This is a genomic window from Pseudomonas poae RE*1-1-14 (assembly GCF_000336465.1).
Taxonomy (GTDB): Bacteria; Pseudomonadota; Gammaproteobacteria; order Pseudomonadales; family Pseudomonadaceae; genus Aquipseudomonas; species Aquipseudomonas poae.
In genome coordinates, this window is sequence record NC_020209.1 from 2,442,946 (window position 1) to 2,467,131 (window position 24,186).

General features: G+C 62.9%; 22 protein-coding genes and 1 pseudogene. 7 read left to right on the forward strand and 16 right to left on the reverse strand.

Annotated features, from left to right (window positions below; translation table 11 throughout):
• Positions 1-8: 8 nt before the first annotated feature.
• Genes H045_RS10450 through H045_RS10460 form a run of 3 tightly spaced genes read right to left on the reverse strand, consistent with a single transcriptional unit; the run spans position 9 to position 3,063 of the window.
• Complete coding sequence (locus H045_RS10450; RefSeq protein ID WP_003232359.1) at positions 9-875, reverse strand: carbohydrate ABC transporter permease; 867 nt, start codon at positions 873-875, stop codon at positions 9-11.
• A complete protein-coding gene (locus tag H045_RS10455; protein WP_015372334.1) occupies positions 872-1,969 on the reverse strand; it encodes an ABC transporter ATP-binding protein in 1,098 nt (365 codons plus the stop codon). The genes H045_RS10450 and H045_RS10455 overlap by 4 nt, the downstream gene beginning before the upstream one ends.
• Positions 1,969-3,063, reverse strand: coding sequence for an ABC transporter ATP-binding protein (locus tag H045_RS10460; RefSeq protein ID WP_003232355.1), 1,095 nt, complete (start codon positions 3,061-3,063; stop codon positions 1,969-1,971). The genes H045_RS10455 and H045_RS10460 overlap by 1 nt, the downstream gene beginning before the upstream one ends.
• Before the next feature lie 349 nt (positions 3,064-3,412).
• On the opposite strand from H045_RS10460, the gene H045_RS10465 reads away from it, so the two are divergent.
• Positions 3,413-5,230 carry a sigma-54-dependent Fis family transcriptional regulator gene (locus H045_RS10465; protein ID WP_015372335.1) on the forward strand — a complete coding sequence of 606 codons (1,818 nt, stop codon included), beginning with the start codon at positions 3,413-3,415 and terminating at the stop codon, positions 5,228-5,230.
• Position 5,231: 1 nt separating this feature from the next.
• On the opposite strand, the gene H045_RS10470 is transcribed toward H045_RS10465, so the two are convergent.
• The 3 genes from H045_RS10470 to H045_RS10480 form a co-directional block, all read right to left on the reverse strand.
• Complete coding sequence (locus tag H045_RS10470) at positions 5,232-6,164, reverse strand: FecR family protein (protein ID WP_003232349.1); 933 nt, start codon at positions 6,162-6,164, stop codon at positions 5,232-5,234.
• Positions 6,161-6,703 (reverse strand): sigma-70 family RNA polymerase sigma factor, encoded by a 543-nt coding sequence (locus H045_RS10475; RefSeq protein ID WP_003232347.1) that lies wholly within the window; start codon positions 6,701-6,703, stop codon positions 6,161-6,163. The genes H045_RS10470 and H045_RS10475 overlap by 4 nt, the downstream gene beginning before the upstream one ends.
• Before the next feature lie 254 nt (positions 6,704-6,957).
• Entirely contained in the window at positions 6,958-8,559 is a 1,602-nt protein-coding gene (locus H045_RS10480; protein WP_015372336.1) for a L,D-transpeptidase family protein, read from the reverse strand.
• Positions 8,560-8,600: 41 nt separating this feature from the next.
• Between H045_RS10480 and H045_RS10485 the strand changes: the two genes are divergently transcribed.
• Together H045_RS10485 and H045_RS10490 are read left to right on the forward strand one after the other, a co-directional pair.
• Positions 8,601-9,314, forward strand: coding sequence for a murein L,D-transpeptidase catalytic domain family protein (locus H045_RS10485; protein ID WP_015372337.1), 714 nt, complete (start codon positions 8,601-8,603; stop codon positions 9,312-9,314).
• Positions 9,315-9,344: 30 nt separating this feature from the next.
• Positions 9,345-10,091 carry a creatininase family protein gene (locus H045_RS10490; RefSeq protein WP_015372338.1) on the forward strand — a complete coding sequence of 249 codons (747 nt, stop codon included), beginning with the start codon at positions 9,345-9,347 and terminating at the stop codon, positions 10,089-10,091.
• 217 nt (positions 10,092-10,308) lie between these two features.
• Here the strand turns inward: H045_RS10490 and H045_RS10495 are convergent, their stop codons facing one another.
• Positions 10,309-10,641 carry a hypothetical protein gene (locus tag H045_RS10495; RefSeq protein WP_003232338.1) on the reverse strand — a complete coding sequence of 111 codons (333 nt, stop codon included), beginning with the start codon at positions 10,639-10,641 and terminating at the stop codon, positions 10,309-10,311.
• 222 nt (positions 10,642-10,863) lie between these two features.
• Between H045_RS10495 and H045_RS10500 the strand changes: the two genes are divergently transcribed.
• A complete protein-coding gene (locus H045_RS10500) occupies positions 10,864-11,136 on the forward strand; it encodes a hypothetical protein (protein ID WP_003232336.1) in 273 nt (90 codons plus the stop codon).
• Here H045_RS10500 and yfcF read toward each other — a convergent pair.
• Entirely contained in the window at positions 11,099-11,743 is a 645-nt protein-coding gene (gene yfcF / locus H045_RS10505) for a glutathione transferase (protein ID WP_003232334.1), read from the reverse strand. The genes H045_RS10500 and yfcF overlap by 38 nt on opposite strands.
• A 160-nt stretch (positions 11,744-11,903) precedes the next feature.
• On the opposite strand from yfcF, the gene H045_RS10510 reads away from it, so the two are divergent.
• Positions 11,904-13,058 (forward strand): acetyltransferase domain-containing protein, encoded by a 1,155-nt coding sequence (locus H045_RS10510; RefSeq protein WP_003232332.1) that lies wholly within the window; start codon positions 11,904-11,906, stop codon positions 13,056-13,058.
• 45 nt (positions 13,059-13,103) lie between these two features.
• On the opposite strand, the pseudogene H045_RS10515 reads toward H045_RS10510, so the two are convergent.
• Both H045_RS10515 and H045_RS10520 read right to left on the reverse strand, forming a co-directional pair.
• Positions 13,104-14,153: pseudogene (locus tag H045_RS10515) on the reverse strand (5-methyltetrahydropteroyltriglutamate--homocysteine S-methyltransferase); the annotation flags it as partial.
• A 97-nt stretch (positions 14,154-14,250) separates the two neighbouring features.
• Positions 14,251-14,856 (reverse strand): LysE family translocator, encoded by a 606-nt coding sequence (locus H045_RS10520; protein WP_015372340.1) that lies wholly within the window; start codon positions 14,854-14,856, stop codon positions 14,251-14,253.
• A 131-nt stretch (positions 14,857-14,987) separates the two neighbouring features.
• On the opposite strand from H045_RS10520, the gene H045_RS10525 reads away from it, so the two are divergent.
• Positions 14,988-16,640, forward strand: coding sequence for a sensor domain-containing diguanylate cyclase (locus H045_RS10525; protein ID WP_015372341.1), 1,653 nt, complete (start codon positions 14,988-14,990; stop codon positions 16,638-16,640).
• A gap of 605 nt (positions 16,641-17,245) precedes the next feature.
• Here the strand turns inward: H045_RS10525 and H045_RS10530 are convergent.
• From H045_RS10530 to H045_RS10555, 6 genes are read right to left on the reverse strand one after another with little or no spacing between them, the layout of a single operon-like run.
• Complete coding sequence (locus H045_RS10530; protein WP_015372342.1) at positions 17,246-18,079, reverse strand: phosphodiesterase; 834 nt, start codon at positions 18,077-18,079, stop codon at positions 17,246-17,248.
• Between the two features lie 10 nt (positions 18,080-18,089).
• Entirely contained in the window at positions 18,090-19,121 is a 1,032-nt protein-coding gene (locus H045_RS10535) for an ABC transporter ATP-binding protein (protein WP_015372343.1), read from the reverse strand.
• Positions 19,118-19,912: an ABC transporter permease gene (locus H045_RS10540; protein ID WP_003232322.1), complete on the reverse strand. Its 795-nt coding sequence runs from the start codon at positions 19,910-19,912 to the stop codon at positions 19,118-19,120. The genes H045_RS10535 and H045_RS10540 overlap by 4 nt, the downstream gene beginning before the upstream one ends.
• Entirely contained in the window at positions 19,909-20,724 is an 816-nt protein-coding gene (locus tag H045_RS10545) for an ABC transporter permease (protein ID WP_015372344.1), read from the reverse strand. The genes H045_RS10540 and H045_RS10545 overlap by 4 nt, the downstream gene beginning before the upstream one ends.
• Complete coding sequence (locus tag H045_RS10550) at positions 20,725-21,729, reverse strand: ABC transporter substrate-binding protein (protein ID WP_003232318.1); 1,005 nt, start codon at positions 21,727-21,729, stop codon at positions 20,725-20,727.
• The gene (locus H045_RS10555) at positions 21,713-22,732 is read right to left on the reverse strand and encodes a LacI family DNA-binding transcriptional regulator (RefSeq protein ID WP_003232316.1); all 1,020 of its coding nucleotides are present in this window, start codon (positions 22,730-22,732) and stop codon (positions 21,713-21,715) included. The genes H045_RS10550 and H045_RS10555 overlap by 17 nt, the downstream gene beginning before the upstream one ends.
• Positions 22,733-23,086: 354 nt before the next feature.
• On the opposite strand from H045_RS10555, the gene H045_RS10560 reads away from it, so the two are divergent.
• Positions 23,087-24,184: a carboxynorspermidine decarboxylase gene (locus tag H045_RS10560; RefSeq protein ID WP_003232314.1), complete on the forward strand. Its 1,098-nt coding sequence runs from the start codon at positions 23,087-23,089 to the stop codon at positions 24,182-24,184.
• Positions 24,185-24,186: the final 2 nt, after the last annotated feature.

The window sequence follows — 24,186 nt, forward strand, 5'->3', positions numbered from 1 at the left end:
TGGCGGCCTCAGCGGTTGGCGTCGGAGTGGGTCATGGCGGTGTAGAACAGCCAGGACACCAACAGGATGATCAGGAAGTACACCAGGGAAAACGCCGCCGCCGGACCCAGATCGAATTGGCCGACGGCCATCTGGGTCAGCGTCTGGCTGAGGAAGGTGGTGGCGTTACCCGGCCCGCCGCCCGTCAGCACGAAGGGCTCGGTGTAGATCATGAAGCTGTCCATGAAGCGCAGCATCACCGCGATCAGCAGCACGCTTTTCATCTTGGGCAGCTGGATATGGCGGAACACCGCCCACGCCGACGCACGATCAATCCTCGCCGCCTGGTAGTAAACATCCGGAATCGCACGCAGGCCCGAGTAGCACAGCAACGCCACCAGCGAGGTCCAGTGCCACACGTCCATCACCAGCACGGTGACCCACGCGTCCGCCGTATTCGCTGCGTAGTTGTAGCTGATGCCCAGGGCATTGAGGCTATAGCCGAGCAGGCCGATGTCGGCGCGGCCGAAGATCTGCCAGATGGTGCCCACCACGTTCCACGGAATCAGCAGGGGAATCGCCAGGATGATCAGCACCAGCGACGACCAGCGCCCCTTGGTCGGCATGGTCAGGGCGATGGCGATGCCCAGGGGGATTTCGATCAGCAGCACGCAGGCCGAATAGATGAACTGGCGCACCAGCGAGTCGTGCAGGCGCGGGTCGAGCAGCACCTGTTTGTACCAGTCGGCGCCGACGAAGTAGCGGCTGGACTGATCGAAAATGTCCTGCACCGAGTAGTTGACCACGGTCATCATCGGGATCACCGCGCTGAAGGCCACCAGCAGGAACACCGGCAACACCAGCCACCACGCCTTGTTGTTCTGCACCTTGTTCATGGCAGCACCTCCAGCAGGTAATCGTCGGCATACAGCATCAGCCACTGTGCGGGAAAACTGATCGACACCCTGCCCTCGGGCACCGGTTTGTCTTCGGCCAGGCGCACCTTGAGCACCGCGCCGTCGAGCTTGAGGGTGATGATCTTGTAGGTGCCAAGGTCTTCCAGATGCGTGACATCGGCCTGCAGGGCGTCAGGGTTGTACTCGTCCCACACGTGGATGAATTCCGGGCGAATGCCCACCTGCAATTTTTTATAGTCCGCAGCGGCGAGGCGCTGTTGCAACGCCTCGGACAGTGGCAGGTGCGTACCGGCAAAGCGCACCCCGCCCGCCTCGGCCTGCACCTCGATGAGGTTCATCCCGGGGCTGCCGATGAAATAGCCGACAAAGGTATGGCTGGGGCGCTCGAACAAGTCCCTGGGCGTACCAAACTGCACGATCTGCCCGCCGTACATCACCGCGATCTTGTCGGCGAAGGTCGAAGCCTCCAACTGGTCGTGGGTGACGTAGACCATGGTGATGTTGAACTGCTCGTGGATCTGCTTGAGCTTGCGCCGCAGTTTCCACTTCAGGTGCGGGTCGATCACCGTCAGCGGTTCGTCGAACAGGATGGCCGACACGTCGTCGCGCACCAGGCCACGGCCCATCGAGACTTTCTGTTTTTCGTCGGCAGTGAGGTTGCGCGCCTTCTTGCTCAGCAGATTTTGCAGGTCCAGCACTTCGGCAATTTCCGCCACCTTGCTGTGAACCTTCGCCTCGGCCATGCCCTGGTTGCGCAGGGGGAAGGCCAGGTTGTCGAACACCGTCATGGTGTCGTACACCACCGGGAACTGGAACACCTGGGCGATGTTGCGTTTCTCCGGCGTGAGGTCGTTGACCACCTTGCCGTCGAACAGCACCTGGCCTTCGGACGGGCTGAGCAGGCCGGAGATGATATTGAGCAGGGTCGACTTGCCGCAGCCCGAGGGGCCGAGCAAGGCGTAGGCACCGCCCTGCTCCCAGACATGGTTCATGGCGCGAATCGCGTAGTCCTCAGGGCCGGCGGGCGCTGCGCTGTAGCTGTGCGCCAGGTTCTGCAAATGGATCTCGGCCATCAGGCAACCCTCGCGACACGGCGCCCGGGCGCCTGGACCAGGCGGCCCTCGGCATCGAACACAAACAGTTTATGGGTGGGGATATACACGCGGATCGGCGCGTCGACGTCGTATTCATGCACCCCCGGCAAATGCAGCACCAGCAGGAAGTGCTCACTGCGCACATGCAAGAAGGTTTCCGAGCCGCTGATCTCGGCGACTTCCACCGTGACCGCCAGCTCCAGGTCGTCGTCGTTGCTCGGCACCAGGCTGATATGGCTGGGGCGCACGCCGAAGCGAAATTCGCCCTCGCCAATGGGGCGCAGATCGACGTTGAGCGGGAAGTGCACGAAGTTGGCAAAGCTCACTTCATTGCCGCTGATACGCCCGGGCATCAGGTTGATCGGTGGCTCGGAGAACAGTTCGGCAGCCAACACGCTCTGCGGCTGGTGGTAGACCTCGGCGGCCTTGCCGCTCTGGATCACCCGGCCTTCGTGCAGGATGGTGGTGGTGCCGCCCAGGGCCAGGGCCTCGTTGGGTTCGGTGGTGGCATAAATCGCGATGGTGTGGCGCGCCGCGAACAACTCGCGCATTTCCTGACGCAGCTCTTCGCGCAGTTTGTAGTCCAGGTTCACCAGCGGCTCGTCGAACAGGATCAGCTCGGCGTCCTTGACCAGCGCGCGGGCCATGGCCGTGCGTTGCTGCTGGCCACCGGACAACTCCAGCGGGTGGCGCTTGAGGAACTTCTCGATGCGCAGCATGCGCGCCGTTTCCAGCACCTTGCTCTGAATCACGTCGTCCGCCACGCCGGCCTGGCGCAACGGCGAGGCGATGTTTTCGAACACGGTCATGGTCGGGTAGTTGATGAACTGCTGGTACACCATCGACACGTTGCGCAGGCGCACCGGCTTGTGGGTGACGTCCACGCCGTGCATCAGGATGCGGCCGCTGTCGGGCTTGTCCAGCCCGGCCATCAGGCGCATCAGGCTGGTCTTGCCGGACAGGGTGCGGCCGAGCAATACGTTGAAGGAACCGGCTTCGAAACGCAGGTTGGCATCGTCGATCCAGACCTGGCCTTCGACGACGCGGGAGACATGTTCCAGGGTCAATGACATGACACGACCTTTTTATTATTGGAATGAATCTGGCCAGTCGACAGAGCGAGTTTCGTGCCAATAACGGCAGGTGATTGATCCGTAAGGAAATGCAGTGAACAGGCCGCCTGGACATGAACAATCGGGCTGAACAACTGAACAGTTTGGGGGTTGACAATGAACAGTGCTGAACAACACTTTACGGGCAATGAAGATCAAATGTGGGAGGGGCTAGCTCCCGATTGCAGTGGATCAGCGGCAACAAGCTGACTGACCCACCGTCATCGGGAGCAAGCCCCCTTCCCACATTGGCCGGGTTACAACCCTTAGATTGTGCAAGCCCAATAACAATAAAAATGCAGGTCACACCATGGCCGAACCACTGGCTCACGACACCCTCATCCAGGAATCCTGGCGCCGTTGCCGCGCCTTTGGCATGGACCACCAGAGCGCACCCAGCTTTGACCAATTGCCCGCCGAGGGCATCAGCCGGCTGCTGGAGAGCCAGCATTCCCTGGTACAGACCACCCATCAGGAAGTGCTGCCCTACTACGAAAACATCCTCAGCAATTCCAACTGCCTGATCATGCTGGCCGACAACCAGGGCCAGGTGCTGACTTCGTGGGGCACCCAACGCTTTATCGAGCCCAACCTGGCTCGCGGTTTCAGCGCCGGCGCCAGTTGGATGGAGCGCTCCAGCGGCACCAACGCCATCGGCACCGCGCTGGCGTGTGCGCAGGCGGTGCACATCGAGCACGATGAACACTTCCTCAAGGCCAACCGCTTCATGACCGGCTCCGCAGCGCCGATCTTCGATGCCCAGCGCGAGATCATCGCGGTGCTGGATGTGTCGAGCGACAGCTACCTGCCGCCCTCCCACACCCTGGGCATGGTCAAGATGATGAGTCAGACCGTGGAAAACCGGCTGATCCTCAACGTGTTTCGCGGCGAGCACTTTCAACTGACCTTCAACACCGGTCTGAGCAACCTCGACAGCCAATGGGCCGGCCTGCTGATTTTCGATGAAAGCGGCCAGGTGCTCTCGGCCAACCGTCGCGCCGATAACCTGCTGGGCATCAGCCTGTCGGGGGTGATGATCGACAGCCTGTTCAAGGTGTCGCTGCTGGAATTGCTCAATCAGCCCGAAGGCCTGCCCTTTTCGTTGCAGGCGGCGGGACGCAATCGCTTCCAGTGTTTATTGAAGCGCCCCAAACAAATACCGGTGCAGGCGCGCGTGTTCACTCAGCCGACCGCGCCAAAGCCCGCGCCGATTGGCCTTAACACCCTGCACTTTGGCGACGCACGCGTGGAAAAAGCCGTACGCCAGGCAGAGCGCCTGCTGGAGAAAGACATCCCGCTGCTGATTCACGGCGAGACCGGGGTGGGCAAGGAAGTGTTCGTCAAGGCCCTGCACCAGGCCAGTTCCCGCAGCCGGCAGGCGTTTATCGCAGTGAACTGTGCGGCGATTCCCGCTGAGCTGGTGGAGTCGGAGCTGTTTGGCTATGAAAAAGGTGCATTCACCGGCGCCAGCCAAAAAGGCAGCATTGGCCTGATTCGCAAGGCCGACAAAGGCACGCTGTTTCTCGACGAAATCGGCGACATGCCCCTGCCGACCCAGGCCCGCCTGTTGCGCGTGTTGCAGGAGCGCTGCGTGCAGCCGGTGGGCAGCAGCGAGCTGTTCCCGGTGGATCTGCGCATTATCTCGGCGACCAACCGTGCGCTGCGCGAACGGGTGCAGAGCGGGCGTTTTCGTGAGGATCTGTACTACCGCATCGGCGGCCTGACCCTGGAGCTGCCGGCGCTGCGCGAACGTACCGACAAGCGGGCGTTATTCCAGCAACTGTGGCAGCAGCATCGCGAGCCGAGCCAGTGGGCCGGGCTGAGCGCCGAGGTGCTGGCGCTGTTCGAGCGCCACCCGTGGCCGGGCAACCTGCGCCAGGTGAGCAGTGTGTTGCAGGTGGCATTGGCCATGGCCGAGGAACAGCCGATTCGCCCCGAGCACCTGCCGGATGATTTTTTTGTGGACTTGAAGGCCGAGGCACCGCAGCCCGTCGCCGAGTGCCTGGGCGACGACGCCGACCTGAACCAGCGCCTGAAGGCCGCCGGCGGCAATATTTCCCACTTGGCGCGGGAACTGGGGGTGAGCCGCAACACCCTCTACAAACGCCTGCGCCGTCACGAACGCTGAGCTAGCGCGGCTTCACCACCACCAGCAGGTCGGTGAAGCTCTGCACCTGGATCGGCAAGTTATCCGCCAACGCTGCAAGGGCGGCAGTCGTGTCATCGAGCTTGAACACACCGGATACGCGCAGGTCACGCAGGGCCTGGGGATCGAACCGCACCAGGCCATGCCGGTAGCTGGCCAGGGTTTGCAGCACGTCGCTCAGCGGCTGGTCATTGACCTTGAGCAGGCCTCGGGTCCAGGCATCCGGATCGCTGCCAGGCGTCGCTTGCGCGGGTGTGGCGTGGCCGTGGTCGAGGATGGCACGTTGGCCGGCCATTACCTTGACGCCCTCCTCGGCTGCGCCTTTGACCGCCACGCTGGATTCGATCACGGTCACCACCGTGGTGTCGTCCGCCGCACGCTTGACCAGGTAACGAGTACCCAGGGCGGTGGCGCTGCCCTGGTCGGTGCGCACCACGAACGGCCGTTGCGCATCCTTGGCCACGTCCACCCACAGCTCGCCCTGCAGCAGTTCGAGCACCCGTTGGTGACCATCGAATTTCACGTCCACCGCCGAGTTGCTGTTGAGCTGCAACTGGCTGCCGTCTTCCAGCACGATCTGCCGGCGCTCGCCAACGGCAGTGCGCTGATCGGCCATCCACACCGGCCCACGCTCCAGGCCCAGCCAGCCGCACAGCACCATTCCCAGCAGGCCCACGACTTGGGCGCCGCGAACACGTCGGGGGGCAAAGGCGCGATTGAGGGCGACACGCGCCGGCCGCGCGGGCAAGGGCTCGAAACTGCCCCACAACGAACGCATGCGCTCGATGGCCACGGCATGGCGTGGGTCAGCCTGGCACCAGCGGTTGAACGCCTGGCGCTCGGCGTCAGTGACGTCTTCGTCGTGCAGACGGGTCAGCCAATTGGCCGCTTGCTGGATGATCTGTTCGCAACTCACGACAGCGGATCCGCCCCATGCAGGCTGTGGTAGCAGTGCACCAGCGCGGTGGAGAGGTAGTTTTTAACGGTGCTGGCGGACACGCCCAAGCGCTCGGCGATCTCCTGGTAGGTCAGCCCGTCGAGGCGGCTCAGCAAGAAGGCTTCGCGGGCCTTGGCAGGCAGCCCGGCGAGCATTTCGGCAATCCGTTCGAGGGCCTGCAGGGCCACATGAATCGCCGCCGGATCTGGCATGCCGGCGTCTTCGCACTGAATGACCAGCGCCTCCCTATACGCTCTTTCAATACGCCGACGCCGTGCGCCGTCGATCAACAGTCGGCCCGCCGTGGTCGCGAGAAAGGCGCGGGGCTCCTTGATCGCCTGCGGCTCGGCCAGCATCAGGACGCGGATGAACGCATCGTGAGCGAGGTCCGCCGCATGCTGCGAACAGCCCAGTTTGCGGCGCAGCCAGCCGTGCAACCAGCCATGATGCTCGCGGTACAGTGCCGTGAGCGTTTGCTGGCGGACAGAGTCGCCCAACGCGGCCGGAATCTCATGCATGCGCAAAAATTTCTCAAATGGGAAATGTTACCAATTGCGCGAACAATGCCAGCAAAACGTTGTGGGAGCAAGGCTCTCGATAGGCCATTCGCATAAGGAAACGTGTGGCGAGCAGGCTTGCCCTGCGTTGGGCTGCGCAGCAGGCCCAAATTCAGGTTCTGAGCAGTATCAGGCACACCGTGCTTTCCTTGATTGGGGGCGCTTCGCACCCCAACGCGGGGCAAGCCCGCTCGCCATGCAGGTACCTATGCCCCCTACAACACACTCCCCATCGCCTTCATCAACACCAGATCCCGCCCATAAATATCCGGCGCATACACCACCCCGCCCTGACGATCCACCTCCACCGTCCAGTACCCCAGCAACACCGGCACCGGCGTCGCCAGTCTGAACTCATGGGTCACCCCCGTCGCCAACAACTCATCGGTACGCGCACGCTCGGCCGGGCTCACCAGCAAATCGCGCAGCAGCAGCGGCTGCTCGACCCGCACACACCCCGAGCTGAACGCACGCGGGCCCTTGGTGAACAGCGGCTGACTCGGCGTGTCGTGCAGGTACACCGAATACGGGTTGGGGAAACGCATCACGATCTTGCCCAGCGGGTTATGCGGCCCGGCCTGCTGACGCAGCAGGATGTTGCCGGGTCGCGCCCAGTCGATCTGCTCGGGCGCCAGCGGGCGGCCTTCCGGGTCGAGCACTTGCAGGTTCTGCTGACGCAGGTATTCGGGGTTCAGGCGGATGGCCGGGAGCTTGTCCTCGCGCATGATCGTGGGCGGGATGGTCCAGGTGGGGTTGAGGGTGAGCCGCGTGATACGTGACTTGAGCAGCGGCGTCTGGCGTTCGGCGCGGCCGACCTGCAGACGCGTCTGCCACACCGGGATGCCGCTCTGGTACACGCTCAACTGCGCCGCCGCGACGTTGACCAGCACGCCTTCGGGCTCCAGGTCCTGGGCCAGCCAGCGAAAACGCTCAAGGTTGATGCGCAACTGTTCGCGGCGCATCGTCGGGCTGATGTTCAACTCGGCCACGGTGCCAGCACCGATCACCCCATCGGACTGCAGCGAATGACTGAGCTGGAACGCCTTGACCGCATCGACCAGCTCCGGACGGTATTGCTTCGCGCTGCCCTTGGGTTCGCTGGCGAGATAGCCACCGTGATACAAGCGCCGCGCCAGCTCGGGCACGCGCGGGTCCTCCATGCCGGGACGCAGCAAAGCGCCGCTGGCGACCGGCTCCCAGTGCGGCAATGGCTGTTGGCGCGCGCTGGAATAGACATTGCGCAGGGCGCGGTAGAGGTCGGCGCTGGGCCGCGCCTGGTCGAACGCCTGCGCCATGTCCTGCAGGCCGGTGGCGGCCAATGCCAGCACCTCAAGCGTGGGATCGACGGTCGGCGGCTGGGAATGCCACAGCGGTTCGAAACGCGATTGCTGCAGGCGCCCGTAATGCAGATCCTGCAGGGCTTGCAGGTAGTGACGGCTGGTGTCGATATCGCTGCACAGCATATTGCTCGTGGCATCGGCAGTGGGCAAGCGGTAGTGATCGGGGTCCAGGCCATCGTCGGCCAGCAGCTGCAACTGGGTGTACAACGCTTGCCGACGGTCGTCGGCGGTCCACAGTGGCGTATCACCTTGCTGCTGGTAAAACGCTTGCAGGCGCGTCAGGGTGCCGGCGTCCACGTGCGCGGCGAAGCCTGGGCAGACGCCGGGCAATTGCGTGAGGGCTTGTTGCACCGGAGCCAGTGCCAACGGGGCGGGCGCGACAACCGGTAATGTCTCCAGCGGCAGCTCGTCGGCCGTCGCGACCAGTGGTGCAACGATCAGGCAAAGGCTCAAGTAACATGCGTGTTTTTTGAACAATGACGTTGCTCCGATCCTACCGCTGGGGGGATGTACTGTAGATGCTGACTTTTATGTGTCGCCTCGGTTTCATGACGGTGACCCTGGCCACTCTGAGCACTGTCACGCTCGCCGCCAATGGCCACCCTCCGACGTTGTATAGCAGCCTGGCGCGCTCGGCTCCAGAACTCAATCCCGCGGTATTGAAAAGCGCCCTGAGCGCAGTGCAATGCGCGGTCAACAATGGCGAGGAACGCTCCGAGCGCCTGGCCGTGATTGACTACTCCCAGCCCTCGACCGCCCGTCGGCTGTGGATCTTCGACCTGCGCAAACAAACCCTGGTGCTGCGCGACCTGGTGGCCCACGGCGCCAACTCCGGGGAAAATTTCGCCACGCAGTTTTCCAACCTCGAAGGCAGCCATCAATCCAGCCTGGGCCTGTTCCGCACCCAGGAAAGCTACCTGGGCACCCATGGCTACTCGCTGCGCATGGATGGCCTGGAGCCGGGGTTCAATGACCTGGCCCGCGACCGTGCCCTGGTGATCCACGCCGCCGACTACGTCAGCCCACTGTGGAGCAAGCGCGAAGGCCGTATCGGCCGCAGCCAGGGCTGCCCCGCCGTGCGTCCGCAGGTGGCGCGCAAAGTGGTGGACAAACTCAAGGATGGGCAGTTCATGTTCTCCTGGTATCCCGACCAGCGCTGGCTGAAGTCCTCCACGTACCTCAATTGCAAGCCCCAACAGGTGGCAACCAGTCGTACAATCCGTGGCGGTTAGCCTGTCCCCACCGAGATAAGAGAGCGTCCCATGCTTCTACACACGTCCACCTGGATCGAGATTGGCCAGTTTCTGGAACGCAGCCGCACGGTGGTCATCCCCATCGGCTCCAACGAGCAGCACGGCCCCACCGGTCTGCTGGGCACCGACTGGATGTGCCCGGAAATCATCGCCCATGAGGCGCAAAAGCACGCCGATATGCTGATCGGTCCCACGTTCAATATCGGCATGGCCCAGCATCACCTGGGGTTCCCCGGCACCATCTCGCTGCGCCCGTCCACCTTTATTGCAGCCATTGGCGACTGGGTGCGCTCACTGGCCGGGCATGGTTTCGAGAAGATCCTGTTTCTCAACGGCCACGGCGGCAACATCGCGACGATTGAAGCGGCGTTTTCCGAACTGTACGCCGAGGCCAGCTTCGCCCGTCGCCCGGCCGGGTTCGCCCTCAAACTGGTGAACTGGTGGGACCTGGAAGGCGTTACCGAACTGGCGCACCGTCAGTTTCCAGTGGGCCACGGCAGCCATGCGACGCCTTCGGAGATTGCCGTGACGCAATGGGCGTATCCGGAGTCGATCAAGTCAGCCGATTACTCGCCGCAGATCGCCAACACCGGGCCGATCCGCGAAGCACTGGACTTCCGCGCACGCTTCCCCGACGGCCGCATGGGCTCGGACCCGGCCCTGGCGACAGTGGAAAAAGGCGGTGAACTGGTGGCGTTGGCGGCCCTTGGGCTGGTCAAAGCCGTGGACAGTTTCAGCAACGAAGCACGTATTTAATGCGGCGCAGCACACTGGAGCTTCTGTGAAGAGCGGGCTTGCCCTAATGCCAGTGAGTTAAACGCAGATCCCTGTGGGAGCGGGCTTGCCCGCGAAGGCGGTGGGTCAGTCAACGTCAATGTTTGCTGGGCCGACGTCTTCGCGGGCAAGCCCGCTCCCACATTTGATCTTCGTTACAGGAAGCGTTCGCCTATGGCAGTAGGGGCAAATCAGAACGTTATTGGCACGCCTTCGCCGCCAGCTCGAGCCGTGACGGCTTGATCGCCGAAACCACCGGCTTGCGCTCATACAACGAGACCTTGGTGCCATCCTGGGACTTGTACGCCTCCAGCACATCGTCGGCCGCAATCTTGCTGCTCAACAGCACCGTGGCGTGACGCGAGTTCTGCGTCACGGTGGCAGTGATGCCGTGTTTCTCAAGCTCAGGCAACAAACACTGCACATAGGCTTGTGGGGACTTGGCCGTTTGCAGCGTCAGCGACGGAGCGTTCGGGGCGGTAACACAGCCGCCCAGCGCCAACACCATGACGGGTACGAAAAAAGAGCGCATACACCTTCCTGCATCAATAAAAGAAAAATCCGCTTCAGTCCGGCGCGAAGTCTACGCCAGCAACGCGTGCCAGCAAATGGCCCGTACGCTGATCACCGGCAGTTGCCGACGTGGATCACGCGCTGATTTTCCATGTTCCCTGCAAAAACAGAACTTGCGATGCATGATGGTGACTATTATCTGAACCGATAGTGCACCGCCTATAACGATAAGGACCCCATCATGAAGCCCCACCAGAAGACCTTCGACCGCATCCGCGAAGCCGTACTGCCGGAGTTTCGCGAGCGGATCGCCGACTACCTGGTCGAGTATGAAACCGTGCTTCAGAATGCCGCCGCCGATGCGCGCCAAGTGCACGCCAGCGCCCAGCAGTTGCGTGGCTACCTGCGCGGCCTCAACACCACGCGGGTGCTGGGCATGGCCGACTGGGAAGACCTGGACCGGCGGGTCGCGCACATCATTGAACGCCCTGCGTCCCAGGGCGTTGCAGATTGACCCACGCCTGCACCGAGGGGCGCTGCCACTGATGCTGCGCATACGTCACCAGTTCGCCGGGCACAGGGTCACCATTGAGGATTAGGCGGTTGAGCATCACGGCCAGGTCCACATCGGCAATCGACCACTCACCAAACAGGTGCTCGGGATTCCCCGCCAGCAACGCCTGCGCCGCGCTGATCAGCTTGCGTGCGGCCGCTGCAGCCAACGGCGACAACGGCGGCATGGTGTGCCCGCAAAACACCACCAGCGTCGACCGTTCCTGGCGAATGGGCAGCAAGTCGCTGCGTAACCAGGCCTGCACCTGCCGCGCCCTCGCCCGCTGCCGCCGATCGGCCGGGTACACGGCGATTGCAGGATAAGCCTCGTCCAGGTATTCGCAGATCGCCGACGATTCCGACAGTGCAAAGTCGCCCTCAACCAGCGTCGGCACACGCTGAGTCAAGGACAGCCGGGCAAAGTCCGCTGCCTGGTTTTGCGCCGCGTCCAGGTCCAGGGTGACGGTGTCGAAGGCCAGGCCTTTTTCCCGCAGGGTAACGAACACCGACATGGCGTAAGGGCTGGTGAACAGCGAGTCGACATACAGACGCAGTGGGCCTTTGTGCATGGACGTTCTCCTTGAGATGAGTCGCCACGCTACGAGATGTGCTGCAATAAAGACAATGCAGGGTTTTTATGGGGGCATTCCAGGCGGGAATAGCGCGCCAACGCTCAGCTTAATGTTATAGGATAACGCCCTCTCTCCGCCCCGCCCTGCGATGCCGCCCATGACTGACGCTGTTCCCCTACGCCAACGCCTGCTTTCCATCGACGCCCTGCGCGGCCTGGTGATTCTGTTCATGTTGCTCGACCATGTGCGCGAGACTTTCTTGATGCAACGCCAGGTCGGCGATCCCATGAGCATCGACAGCACCGAGCCTGCGCTGTTTGTGAGCCGTACCCTGGCCCACTTGTGTGCACCTGTATTTGTGCTGCTCACCGGCTTGTCGGCCTGGCTTTACGGCCAGAAATACCAGGGCACTCGTGATGTGTCGGCGTTTCTGTTCAAGCGTGGGCTGTTTCTGGTGGTGCTGGAGTTCACCCTGGTCAGTTTTGCGTGGACCTTCCAGTTGCCACCCAGCGTGATTTACATGCAGGTGATCTGGGCGATCGGCATCAGCATGATCGCCCTCGCCGCGCTGGCGTGGTTGCCGCGACCGCTGCTGATAGCGTTGGCACTGGTGATCATCGGCGGTCACAACCTGCTCGATGGCGTGCACTTCGCACAAGGTTCAGCGCTGCAACAGGCCTGGTCCATCCTGCACGAACGCAGTTGGATCGAGGTGAGCGACAGCCTGCGCCTGCGCGTGACCTATCCGGTATTGCCGTGGATCGGCGTAATCGCCCTGGGTTACGGACTGGGGCCCTGGTTTGCCACGGGCATGCCGGCGGCGTTGCGTCAGCGCTACCTGCTGCTGGGTGGCGTTGGCGCGTTAATGGGGTTCGTGCTGCTGCGGTCGCTCAACGGGTATGGCGAGAAGCCGTGGCAAGCCTATGACACTGGCGTGCAGACGTTGATGAGTTTTTTCAACATGACCAAGTACCCGCCTTCGCTGCTGTTTCTGGCCTTGACCCTGGGGATCGGCCTGCTGCTGTTGCTGGCATTCGAACGCGCCGGGCACAAGCGCTGGATCGGTGTGCTGGCGGTGTTCGGTTCGGCGCCGATGTTCTTCTACCTGCTGCACCTTTATGTACTCAAAGTGCTGTATGTCGCCTGCGTCGCCCTGTTCGGCCTCAACCACGGCAACTACTTCGGTTTCGACAGCATCGGCGCAATCTGGCTCGTCGCCCTGCTGCTGCCGTTGGCGCTGTACCTGCCCGTGCGCTGGTTTGCCAATCTCAAGGCACGCCGGCGCGACCTGGGCTGGCTCAAATATTTTTGAGCCGGTATTGGATTACGCCACAGCACGAGTCGCCTGTACGTTTGGCGCGTGGGGTTGGTTGACGGCCTGGGCCAGTGCCGTCACCTGCGAACAGGTCTGCGCAGCCAACGCCAGTGCGTTTTTCCCCGGGTCGACCCGTTCGTGCAGCAACGGGCAAGACGGCGCCAGCCACAAGCGATCCCCCAGACGCTCATGAGCGTGCTGAACAGTGGCCAGGGCGTTTTCCAGATCGAAGTGCGCAGAATCACGGCCGTTCACCACGCCCAAAGACAGGACTTTATAGCCCGGCACTCGATCGAGGATGGTCGGGAACTGCTGCGGTGCGTGCACCAAATCGAAATGCAGGCCGTCGACCGGCAGGTTCGCCGCCAGGCCGAGGTTTTCTTCCAGGCCACCGAAATAGGTAGCGAGCAGTTTCTTCAGCGGGTCGCGCTGGATCAGGTTATAGGCGCGCTCAAAGGCATTCTTCCACGCTTGCGGCAGGTCGAGCACCAGGATCGGCTCGTCGATCTGCACCCACTCAACGCCCAGGTCCGCCAGGCGCTGGAAAATCTGGCCGTACAACGGCAACAGACGATCCAGCAGGTCGAGCTTGTCAAAATCAGCACCCTGGGTCTTGCCCAGCCACAGGTAGGTCAGCGGGCCGATCACCACCGGTTTGACGCTGTGGCCCAGTTCCTGTGCTTCCTGCACTTCTTCGAACAACTGCTCCCACCCCAGTTGGAACTGCTGGTCGACGCTGAATTCCGGCGCCAGGCAGGGGGTGTCGAACCACTGTCCGCGCTCACTGACGGCGCGGGCCACATCGAACAGCGTCTGCAAGGTCGCCTTGCCGTCCGCCGGGCGCACATGCTCGGGGATCACGCCGAACATCAGCGAGTGGGTCAGCACCTGGTCGTGCCAGGCGAAATCACCGGCCGGCAGCAGTTGGATTCCGGCGTCTTTCTGCAGCGCCCAGTGGGCCTTGCGCAGGTCACGGCCAACGGCGCGCAGGCCGGCTTCGTCGAGCTCTCCCTGGCAAAACGCGTCCTGCGCTTTTTTCAGTTCGCGATCACGTCCAATGCGTGAAAACCCGAGGGAATGAGCGACTGCCATGACGTGCAACTCCGATGTCGATAAGGATGGCAACCATTGTCGACAGACTTGAATGATGAGACAAACTCGTCAAATTCCAGATCATCACAAGTTTTACTCATGTTGCGCTCAGGTGCAGATAAAACCCGTGGAACATGAACCCGGCGCAAGCCGCCAGCGCCAGCCCCATGCAGCGATTGAACCAGGTGAACGCCGCCGCGCCGCTGATCCGCCGCCCCAGCAGCGCGCCGAGCAACGCATAGACCCAGGGCGCACCCACGGCGCCCAACGCCAGCAGGGCCGAAACGCCAAAGATGGAGGCGCCGGTGATATGCGCCGCCGGCAACATCACACTGGTGATCGGCAACACCGCCACAATGCCCTTGGGGTTGAGCAACTGGATCACCAGGCCGTTCCAGAAGGTAAGTGCCTTGATCGGCGCGGCCGCGTCCTCTTCAACCACTGCGCGCGCGGTGAACACCTGATACGCGAGGTACAGCGTGTAGGCGCCGCCGATCAACGAGATATAGGGCAGCGCCGCCTGCGAAACGATCGCTTCACCGGTGTAGCCAAACAGCACGAACATCAGCAGCATGGCGCAGCCCACGCCCAGGTAGAAACCGCTGGAACGACGCAACTTTCCGGTGAGCCCGGCATTCAGGCCCATCAGGTTGACGGGCCCCGGGCTGTACATGACGCTGAAGGCGTAGAGAAAAATGTCCATGGCAGACCTCGTGAGAAGTGATGCGGCGAGTCTATCCAGGCGTGTATCGCTCGATCTTGTACGTTTGTGGTAGGTGATCGGTGATTCATTACGGGTACTATGCTGCCAAACAAATACTCAAATGAGCCGCCATGATCAAAGCCAGCCTGCGTAGTCACCTGACCCTGTGGTTTGCCGGGCTGTCATTGCTCACCTTGTTGAGCGTGGGCTTTTACGTGGGCCATATCGCCACCGAGCAGATGAAGCAGGCCAGCGGCAATGCGCTGCTGAGCACGGCGCGCTCCACGGCGGCGCTGCTGGCCGTGCAGTTGCGCGAACGTCAGCTGGAAGTCTCGCTGCTGAGCCAGGCACCGTTGTTTCGTCGCGGCGATCTGGATCAGCCGGACATCCTTACTCTGATGGAACTGCGCACGCGCTCGCGCGCCGAGTACGCGTGGATGGGCGTGGCCGACGCAGACGGCCGCGTGCACCAGGCGGCGAACGGGCTGCTGGTGGGCCAGTCGGTCGGCCAGCGCCCCTGGTTCCAGGCAGGCATGCGCGGTGAATACACCGGTGATCCCCACGAGGCCGTGCTGCTGGCCAAACTGCTGCCGGGCCCGGACAACGGCGAGCCGCTGCGCTTTATCGATTTCGCCGCGCCGCTGCTCAATGCCCAGGGCCAGACCATTGGTGTGCTGGGCGCCCACGCGCACTGGCGCTGGATCACGCAGATCGTCGATTCGGCCGTGATGCAAAAAGATGCGTTTCCCGAGATCGAAGCGCTGATCGTCGACTTCGACGGCAAGGTGCTGTATCCCGAACTGCTGGCTGGTGAACAGATGGCAACGGACAAACTGAACACCGCGTCTGGCTGGTCCACGAGCAAAGGCTATGTCACTGCATCGGTCGCGGTGCCCAGCCCGTCCAACGCCAAAGTGACCTGGTACATCATGCTGCGCCAACCCCTGGACGTCGCGCTGCAACCGGCGCGCACCCTGCTCTACAAATTGCTGCTGCTCGGCGTGCTCGCCGCCCTGGTGTTTGTGCTGGCGGCCTATTACCTGGCCTCCTCCCTCAGCCGCCCCATCGAGCGCCTGGCCAGGTCCGCCAAACGCGTGCAGGACCAGCAGCCCGGCGCCGTATTCCCGCAGGATCACGCGGTACTGGAGATCGCTCAACTGGGCCGCTCACTCACCGGCATGACCCAATCGCTGCTGGCCAAGGAGCGTCAGTTGCAGGATGCCAATGCCTTCCTCGAAGCGACCGTCGCGCAACGCACCGCCGACCTCACCCAGGCCAATGCCGACCTGCTCAACCTGGCCACCCACGATGCACTGACCGGCGTGTACAACCGGCGCCGCTTCGATGAAAAACTGGCCGAAAGCAGCCTGCTGTTTCAGCGCACCGGGCGTACCTTTGCCCTGCTGCTGATCGATGCCGACCACTTCAAGCAGATCAACGACACTTACGGGCATGCCGTGGGCGATGACGTGCTGCGCCAACTCGCGCAACTGATCAAGAGCACCACCCGCATTACCGACTTTGTTGCCCGTTACGGCGGCGAGGAATTTGCGGTGCTGCTGCCCACCGTCGAAGCCCCGGACAGCCCCGACGTAGTGGCCGAGAATATCCGCGCGGCGATTGCCGAAGCGATGTTCGAGGGGGTTGGGCAGGTGACCGTAAGCATCGGCGTAAGCATCGCCGAACCATCAGACCGCGACACCCGCGCCCTGCTGACCCGCGCCGATCTGCAGCTATATGAAGCAAAGGCGAAAGGCCGCAATCGGGTAGCCCCCGTCAAATAACCTGCCCCGCAAGCCATTTCAAACAATCCCCCGTGGCGAGCGGGCTTGCCCCGCGTTGGGCTGCGCAGCAGCCCCAAGACCATGCTCTGAGCACTGTCAGGTCGAACGCGTGCGCCTTGATGGGGGCGCTTCGCACGCCAACGCAGGACAAGCCTGCTCGCCACAGTTAAGCGTAAATCCCCTGTGGGAGCGGCGGTGCGACTTGCCCGCGGAAGCGGTGGGTCAGTCGACCTCAATGTTTACTGGGCCGACGCCTTCGCGGGCAAGCCCGCTCCCACATTTGATCGCGTTCACACTCACCCATACCGGTCAGCTCTATGGCCGCCACGCTTTTGCTTTTGATCTTAGGCGCCCCGTCAAACACGCTGGCCGAGCCTGAGCGAGGTGCCGAGTGTTGGGGCAAAAACCTTTGCTTACTTTTGGGTCTTTCCAAAAGTGAGCCGCCGTAAGGGCGGAACCCTAAGTCGCCATCACCGCAGCAACGGATATGTACACCGAAAAGTCGCACCGTTCGTTGCTTTGAGCATCACGCTGGCTTAACTGAACGGCATTGGGGTTTGCCCGCTCGCCACAACAGGCTTGCTCGCAAACGGTTTTTAAACCCCTCAGTCAATCAATCCCTGGGCGTCATAAAACGGATACGGCCCGGGGTACTCCCCGAACACACCGTTATGGCTGACCAACCCCTGCTGCGCCTCCCAGCGATGCAACAGATACCCGGCCGGCTCCAGGTTGAAATGCGCCGGGGCCGCGTCCTGCAGATCCAGCACGATCTGGTGGGAGGTGCCGGGGCATACGCAACTGAGGCTGCCACCGAAACGCCGCTGCATCGGCCGGTGCAGGTGCCCGCACAACAAGCGCTCCACCTGTGGATGACGGGCGATCAGTTGCTCCAGGGCCGTCGCATTGATAAACGGCTCACGGTCCATATGGCCAATGCCGCTGATGAACGGCGGATGGTGCAGGATCAGCAGCGTCGGCGCGTGTGGGCGCAGCGCCAGTTGTGCGTCGAGCCACTGCAACTGGCTGTCGAGCAACTGCCCGCCATGGCTGCCCGGGATCGTCGAATCCAGGCCGATCAAGCGCAGCGGATGGTCATCCACCACCCAGTCCAGGGGCGCCTGCGCCGAACGCGGCAAGTAGGCGTGATCGGCAAACGCGTCCAGCAACGGCCCGCGCGCGTCGTGGTTGCCGGGCACCAGGTAGCAAGGCATGTGCAGGCGTGCGAGTTCAGGGTGCAGCACCGCGTATTCATCGGCGCGGCCGAAGTCCACCAGGTCGCCGCTGATCACCACGATATCGGGGCGCGGGTGGCTGGCGTTCAGATGGTCAACGGCACGGCGCAGCGCGCCCAGGGTATCGACGACCCCATAGGTCAGGCGCTGGCCGGCTTTGAGGTGCAGGTCGCTGATTTGCGCAACCAGAAACGGACTGTTCACAGGCAAACTCTCACGCATTGAGGGTAAACAGCATGTGCGGCGTGATCGCCAGGGCAATCGGTGCGCCAACGGCATGCTGTTGGTTGTCGCTGCTGTCCACCAGCAATGGTTGCGGGCCGCCCACATCCACCAGCAGACGGCTTTGCGCGCCCTGGAAAAACTGCGCCAGCAGACGCCCGTGCAGGTGCCCCTCGCCGTCCATCACCCGCAGGTGCTCGGGGCGGCAATACACGGTGGCGGGCACTTCGCCCGCCTGCCACGGCAACTCGCCCCCGCACACCGTCAGGCCCCGGGGCGATTGCGCGATCACCTGAAATGCATTGAGGTTGCCCACGAAGCCTGCGACAAACGCATTCGCCGGCTGCTGATAGATTTCCCGGGGGCTCGCCAACTGGGCCACGCGACCCTGCTCCATCACCAGAATGCGATCGCCCAGGGCCATGGCTTCGCCCTGGTCGTGGGTGACAAACACCGAGGTAATACCGAGACCGCGCAGCAGTTCATTCAGCTCGCTGCGCAGACGCTCACGCAGCTGGGCATCGAGGGCGGCCAGCGGCTCATCGAGCAACAGCACCTTGGGACGCGGCGCCAGGGCGCGAGCGAGGGCAACGCGTTGACGCTGCCCGCCCGACAGTTCGTGAATGCTGCGCCGGCCGTGATTGTGCAACCCCACCAGCTCCAGCAACTCGTCACAGCGCTTGTTGCGCTCCAGCGCCGACAGGCCGCGAATCTTCAGGCCGTAGACGATATTGCCGGCCACATCCAGGTTGGGAAACAGCGCGTAGTTCTGGAACACCATGCCCACGTCGCGGCGCTCGATGGGCAGGCGGGTGACGTCCTGATCGCCGAAAAACACCTGCCCCACATCGGGCCGTTCCAAGCCGGCCATCAAGCGCAAGGTCGTGGTTTTACCGCAGCCGGAGGGGCCGAGAATGGCCAGGGTTTCGCCGCCTTCGACGGTCAGATCAAGGTTGTGCACGGCCACGGTGCCGTCGGCAAACGCCTTGCGACAGCCCTTGAGGCGAATAGTGATAGCGGTCATCGACGTTCTCCACGAGACAAACGGGCGCTGATGGCCTGCAACGCGATCAGCAGCGGCACGATCATCAGCAAAAAGATAAGGGTGTAGGCACTGGCGATTTCCAGGCGCGCCGAGGCGTAGCTGTCGGCCAGGCCCACCGGCAAGGTCTTGGTCATCGGCGTGTGCAGCATCCAGGTCAGGTTGAACTCACCCAGCGAGAGGGTGACCACCATCAGCACACCGGCAAGAATCCCCGCCCGGCAGTTGGGCACCACCACGCTGAAAAAACGCTTGATCGGCCCTGCCCCCAGGCTTGCGGCGGCCTCTTCCAGCACCGGCAGTTGCTGGCGCTGCATCACCGCCATCACCGGGCGCACCAGAAACGGCAGGGTGAACAGCACATGGCCGACGAGGATGAACAGCCAACTGCTGCGGAACGCGCCGAACTGGCCATAGGTGAGCAACAACGCCAACGCACTGGCCAGGCCCGGCATTGCCACCGGCAGCACCATCAACTCCTCGAAGGCGCGGCTGAAGCGGTTGTTCATGCGTACCAGCGCGTAGGCCGCTGGCACGCCCACCACGCACACGCACACCGCACACGCCAGGGCCAGTTGCAGCGACAACCACACCGTGGGCGAATAGGCCTGCCATACCTGGACCAACCAGTCGAAGGTCAGGCCACTGGAGAGCCCGACGAAGAAATTGCGCGTCAGCCCCGCCAACAACGACAGCAGCACCGGCACCAGCATGAAGGCGCACACCAGCAGGGTGAACAGCAGTTGCAGCACAAACAACGATGAGCGTTTCACAGAACCGTCCCCGCGTTTTTCACCAGGCGCCGGGTCAGCAGCAACACGGCCCAGGTCACCGCCCCCAGCACCACCGACAAGGCGGCGGCGACGGCAAAGTTGGCGTAATTGGTGAACACGTTGTAGATCGCCACCGGTGTGACGTTCAGGCGCGTGCCCAAGGTAAAGGCGGTGCCGAAGGCGCCCATGGAGGTGGCGAAGCAGATCGCGCCACACGAGGCCAGCGCCGGCGCCAGGCCAGGGATGATCACATCGCATACCACGCGCCAGTGCCCTGCCCCCAGCGAATGCGCGGCCTCTTCCAGGCTGCGGTCGAGGCTTTCGCACGCCGCCATCACGGTGAGAATCACCCGTGGAATCGAGAAGTACAGGTAGCCGACAAACAGCCCCACCAACGAGTAGGCGAAGATCCAGCGCTCACCGGCCAGTTGCAGGCCCAGCGCGGCGAACAGGCCTTGGCGCCCGGCCAGCAGGATCACCAGAAACCCCACCACCACGCCGGGAAATGCCAGTGGAAAGGTGAGCAGCGCGACCAGCGCCGAGCGTCCGAAAAACTGCTGGCGTGCCAGAAATACACCGCTGATGCCGCCGATCACCAACGCCGTCAGCGTCACGACGACGGCCAGCGCACAGGTTTGCACCAGGCTGCCCAGGTATTGCGCGCTGCTCAGCACCTGCCAGTAACCGCTGCCTTGACTGTCGCGGCTTTGGCCGCCGAGCAGCATCAGGTGCGCCAGCGGCAATAGCCAGAACGCCAGCAACAGCGCAAAGGCCGGGGCCAGTGCCCAGGCGGCGCGAGGGGTCGAGGCCACTTACTTGACCTCGTTGAGGTAGCGGGCGGCGAAGGCTTCCTGCACGGCGGCCATTTTCTGATAGTCCACCACGCCGGCACGGGCGTAGTCGCTGTCGGGCAGGAACTGCGCGGCCACGTCGGCCGGCATCTGCACCGGGCGCACCGGCCGCAGGTAGGCCTTGGCCCACAACGCCTGGCCTGCATCGGACAACACGAAGTCGAGGACCTTTTCACCGTTGGCGCGGTGCGGCGCATTCGCCACCAGGCTCATCACGTAGGGCACGCTGATGCTGCCTTCCTTGGGGATCACGAAGGCAACGTTGGCGTTGTCCTTGTAGCGGGCGCGGTAGGCGTTGAAGTCGTAGTCCACCAGGATCGGCAACTCGCCGGACAACACCCGCGCATAGGCCGTCTGCTTGGGCACGATAGGGGCGTTTTTCGCCAGCTTCTGGAAGTAGTCGATGGCCGGCGCGAAGTTGTCCAGATCGCCCCCCAGCGCGCGGTTGATCGCGACCGCCGAGACGTAACCGACAAATGCGCTGGACGGGTCCAGGTAGCCGACCATGCCTTTGTATTCGGGCTTGAGCAGGTCCGCCCAGCTTTGCGGCACGGGCAGGCCGCCGAGGGCGTCGACGTTGACCATGATGCCCAGGGTGCCGGAGTGGATCGCGAACCACTGCCCGGACGGGTCTTTGAGGCCGGCGGGAATCTGTTCCCAACCCTTGGGTTTGTAGCCCTCGACCACGCCAGCCTTTTGCGCCTGCAGGCCAAAGGTCACGCCGTAATAGACCACGTCGGCGACCGGCGCGGCTTTTTCGGCGACCAACTGCGCCAGGGACTGGCCGGAGTTCTTGTTGTCCAGCGGCACCTGCACGCCGGTCTGCGCGGCGATGGCGTTGAGCTGGGTGCCCCAGTCGGCCCAGTCCGGCGGGCAGTTGTAGCAGATCGCGGTGTCGGCGGCCTGGGCCAGGCTGGCCATGCCACACAGCAGCACGGCGGCCAGGGTTTTACGGAGTGTGCGCATCAGGGGTGTCCTCATGGGGTTGAGTGCTTTCGCCCGGCCGGATATGGCAAGGCAGACAATGGGAAATCGGCGCGTTGCCAGCGATCTGCGCCAGCAACTGGTCAATCACGGTGCCGGCGAGCAGCGCGATGGGCTGCACCACGCTGCATAACGTGGGGTGCAGCTGCGTGCCGAGGGTGATGCCGTCAAAGCCCATCACCGAGAGTTGCCCGGGCACGTTCCAGCCATTGCGGCGCAGCTCGGCAATCAGGCTGATGGCGAGGAAATCGTTGGAACACAGCAGTGCTGTCGGCGCGTCGGGGCCGGTCAGAAACGGTTCGATAGCGGCGAATTCGGCCTGGGTGTGCGCAGGCATTTCGATCACCGGGCGGCTGTTGAGGCCCGCGGTTTTCATCGCATCGCAGTAGCCGGCATGGCGCAGGCGCGCACGGTCGGACTGCAACGCGGGGCCGGCGACCATGCTGATGCGCCGGTGTCCCGCATCCAGCAGGTAACGGGTGGCCAGGGCCATGCCGGCGCGGTTGTCCACTGACACAGCGCTGTAATCGGGGTTGCTGGGTTGGTGGTACGCCAGCACGAACGGCGTCTGCTCGCTGGCCAGGCTGTTGAGCACATTGTTGCTCTCGGCGTCGGTGACGGTCAGTACCAGCCCGTCCACGCGCTGGCGCAGCAACTCTTCCACCACGATGCTCTCGCGCTCGCTGCTGTAGTCGGTGGTCGCCAGCAACAGGCTGTAGCCGCGCAACCGCGCGGCGCGCTCCATGGCCTGGAACTGCTCGGCAAACACCGGGTTGAGCAGGTTGGGCACCACCACGCCGATCAGTTGCGTGGTTTGCAGGCGCAGCTGACGGCCCAGCAGATTGGGCCGAAACCCCAGCTCACGGGCGGCGGCGAACACCTGCTCACGGGTAGTCGGACGCACCTGGTCGGGAGAGGCAAAGGTGCGCGCGGCGGTGGCACGGGACACGCCGGCCAGGCGCGCAACGTCTTTCAGATCAGGCATGGTCACTCGCTTGAGATCGATCTCATTGGCGAGGACAGTAACGGGGGAATATGGCAGGACGGTGGTGAAGAGATGACGGTTTGATGTCAGTGAATCCATGTGCAAAAAATGCATATGTGGGAGCGGGCTTGCTCGCGAAAGGGCCGCATCAGTCAATGTTGCTGTGACTGACCCAGCGCCTTCGCGAGCGAGCCCGCTCCCACACGGGCTCGATGTATTCCCATGGATGGTCATAATCGCCGGGTATATTCAAAAACCGGCGCGGCAAAATCCGCTCGCTAACCTTTCGATCCTGACCAAGTGCGGGCACAATGCGTGTCCTTTTTTGGCAGGCACCGCCGCAGGCTCTCAAAAATGATCAAAACGCCGTATTACCTCATCGACAAACAGAAGCTTCTGGTCAACATGCAGAAGATTGCCTACGTGCGCGAGCAGTCCGGCGCCAAGGCTCTGCTGGCACTCAAGTGCTTTGCCACCTGGTCGGTGTTCGACCTGATGCAGCAATACATGGACGGCACCACCTCGTCGTCACTGTATGAGCTCAAGCTCGGCCGCCAGAAGTTCGAGGGCGAAGCGCACGCCTACAGCGTGGCCTGGGCCGACGATGAAATCGAAGAGATGCTGGAAAACTGCGACAAGATCATCTTCAACTCCATCAGCCAGTTGCAGCGCTTCGCCGAACGCAGCGAAGGCAAGACCCGTGGCCTGCGCGTGAACCCGCAGGTGAGCAGCTCCGACTACCTGCTGGCCGACCCGGCGCGCCCGTTCAGCCGCCTGGGCGAGTGGGACCCGGTGAAGATCGACGGCGTGATCGAGCAGATCTCCGGTTTCATGTTTCACAACAACTGCGAGAACGGCGACTTCAGCCTGTTCGACAAAATGCTCGGCACCATCGAAGAACGCTTTGGCGCGCTGCTGCACAAGGTCAAGTGGGTCAGCCTCGGCGGCGGCATCCACTTCACCGGTGAAGGCTATGCGCTGGATGCGTTCTGCGCGCGGCTCAAGGCGTTCTCCGAGAAGTACGGCGTGCAGGTCTACCTGGAACCGGGCGAAGCGGCGATCACCAACAGTGCGTCCCTGGAAGTGACGGTGCTCGACACCCTCTACAACGGCAAGCACCTGGCCGTGGTCGACAGCTCCATCGAAGCCCACCTGCTAGACCTGCTGATCTACCGTCTCAACGCCAAGCTGGCGCCGAGCGAGGGTGAACACACCTATATGGTGTGCGGCAAATCCTGCCTGGCCGGGGACATCTTCGGCGAGTATCAATTTGATCGTCCGTTGGCCATCGGCGATCGGCTGTCGTTCATCGACACCGCAGGCTACACCATGGTCAAGAAAAACTGGTTCAACGGCCTGAAAATGCCGTCCATCGTAGTGAAACAACTCGACGGTACAGTCGAAGTGGTTCGTGAATTTGGTTACGACGACTACCTGTCCAGCCTTTCGTAAGC

Bases quoted from the DNA above. Each gene is read 5' to 3' on its own strand.
- H045_RS10450 (WP_003232359.1), bottom strand. From the start codon at position 875: ATGAACAAGGTGCAGAACAACAAGGCGTGGTGGCTGGTGTTGCCGGTG.
- H045_RS10455 (WP_015372334.1), bottom strand. From the start codon at position 1,969: ATGGCCGAGATCCATTTGCAGAACCTGGCGCACAGCTACAGCGCAGCG.
- H045_RS10460 (WP_003232355.1), bottom strand. From the start codon at position 3,063: ATGTCATTGACCCTGGAACATGTCTCCCGCGTCGTCGAAGGCCAGGTC.
- H045_RS10465 (WP_015372335.1), top strand. From the start codon at position 3,413: ATGGCCGAACCACTGGCTCACGACACCCTCATCCAGGAATCCTGGCGC.
- H045_RS10475 (WP_003232347.1), bottom strand. From the start codon at position 6,703: ATGCATGAGATTCCGGCCGCGTTGGGCGACTCTGTCCGCCAGCAAACG.
- H045_RS10485 (WP_015372337.1), top strand. From the start codon at position 8,601: ATGCTGACTTTTATGTGTCGCCTCGGTTTCATGACGGTGACCCTGGCC.
- H045_RS10490 (WP_015372338.1), top strand. From the start codon at position 9,345: ATGCTTCTACACACGTCCACCTGGATCGAGATTGGCCAGTTTCTGGAA.
- H045_RS10495 (WP_003232338.1), bottom strand. From the start codon at position 10,641: ATGCGCTCTTTTTTCGTACCCGTCATGGTGTTGGCGCTGGGCGGCTGT.
- H045_RS10500 (WP_003232336.1), top strand. From the start codon at position 10,864: ATGAAGCCCCACCAGAAGACCTTCGACCGCATCCGCGAAGCCGTACTG.
- yfcF (WP_003232334.1), bottom strand. From the start codon at position 11,743: ATGCACAAAGGCCCACTGCGTCTGTATGTCGACTCGCTGTTCACCAGC.
- H045_RS10510 (WP_003232332.1), top strand. From the start codon at position 11,904: ATGACTGACGCTGTTCCCCTACGCCAACGCCTGCTTTCCATCGACGCC.
- H045_RS10520 (WP_015372340.1), bottom strand. From the start codon at position 14,856: ATGGACATTTTTCTCTACGCCTTCAGCGTCATGTACAGCCCGGGGCCC.
- H045_RS10525 (WP_015372341.1), top strand. From the start codon at position 14,988: ATGATCAAAGCCAGCCTGCGTAGTCACCTGACCCTGTGGTTTGCCGGG.
- H045_RS10535 (WP_015372343.1), bottom strand. From the start codon at position 19,121: ATGACCGCTATCACTATTCGCCTCAAGGGCTGTCGCAAGGCGTTTGCC.
- H045_RS10550 (WP_003232318.1), bottom strand. From the start codon at position 21,729: ATGCGCACACTCCGTAAAACCCTGGCCGCCGTGCTGCTGTGTGGCATG.
- H045_RS10555 (WP_003232316.1), bottom strand. From the start codon at position 22,732: ATGCCTGATCTGAAAGACGTTGCGCGCCTGGCCGGCGTGTCCCGTGCC.
- H045_RS10560 (WP_003232314.1), top strand. From the start codon at position 23,087: ATGATCAAAACGCCGTATTACCTCATCGACAAACAGAAGCTTCTGGTC.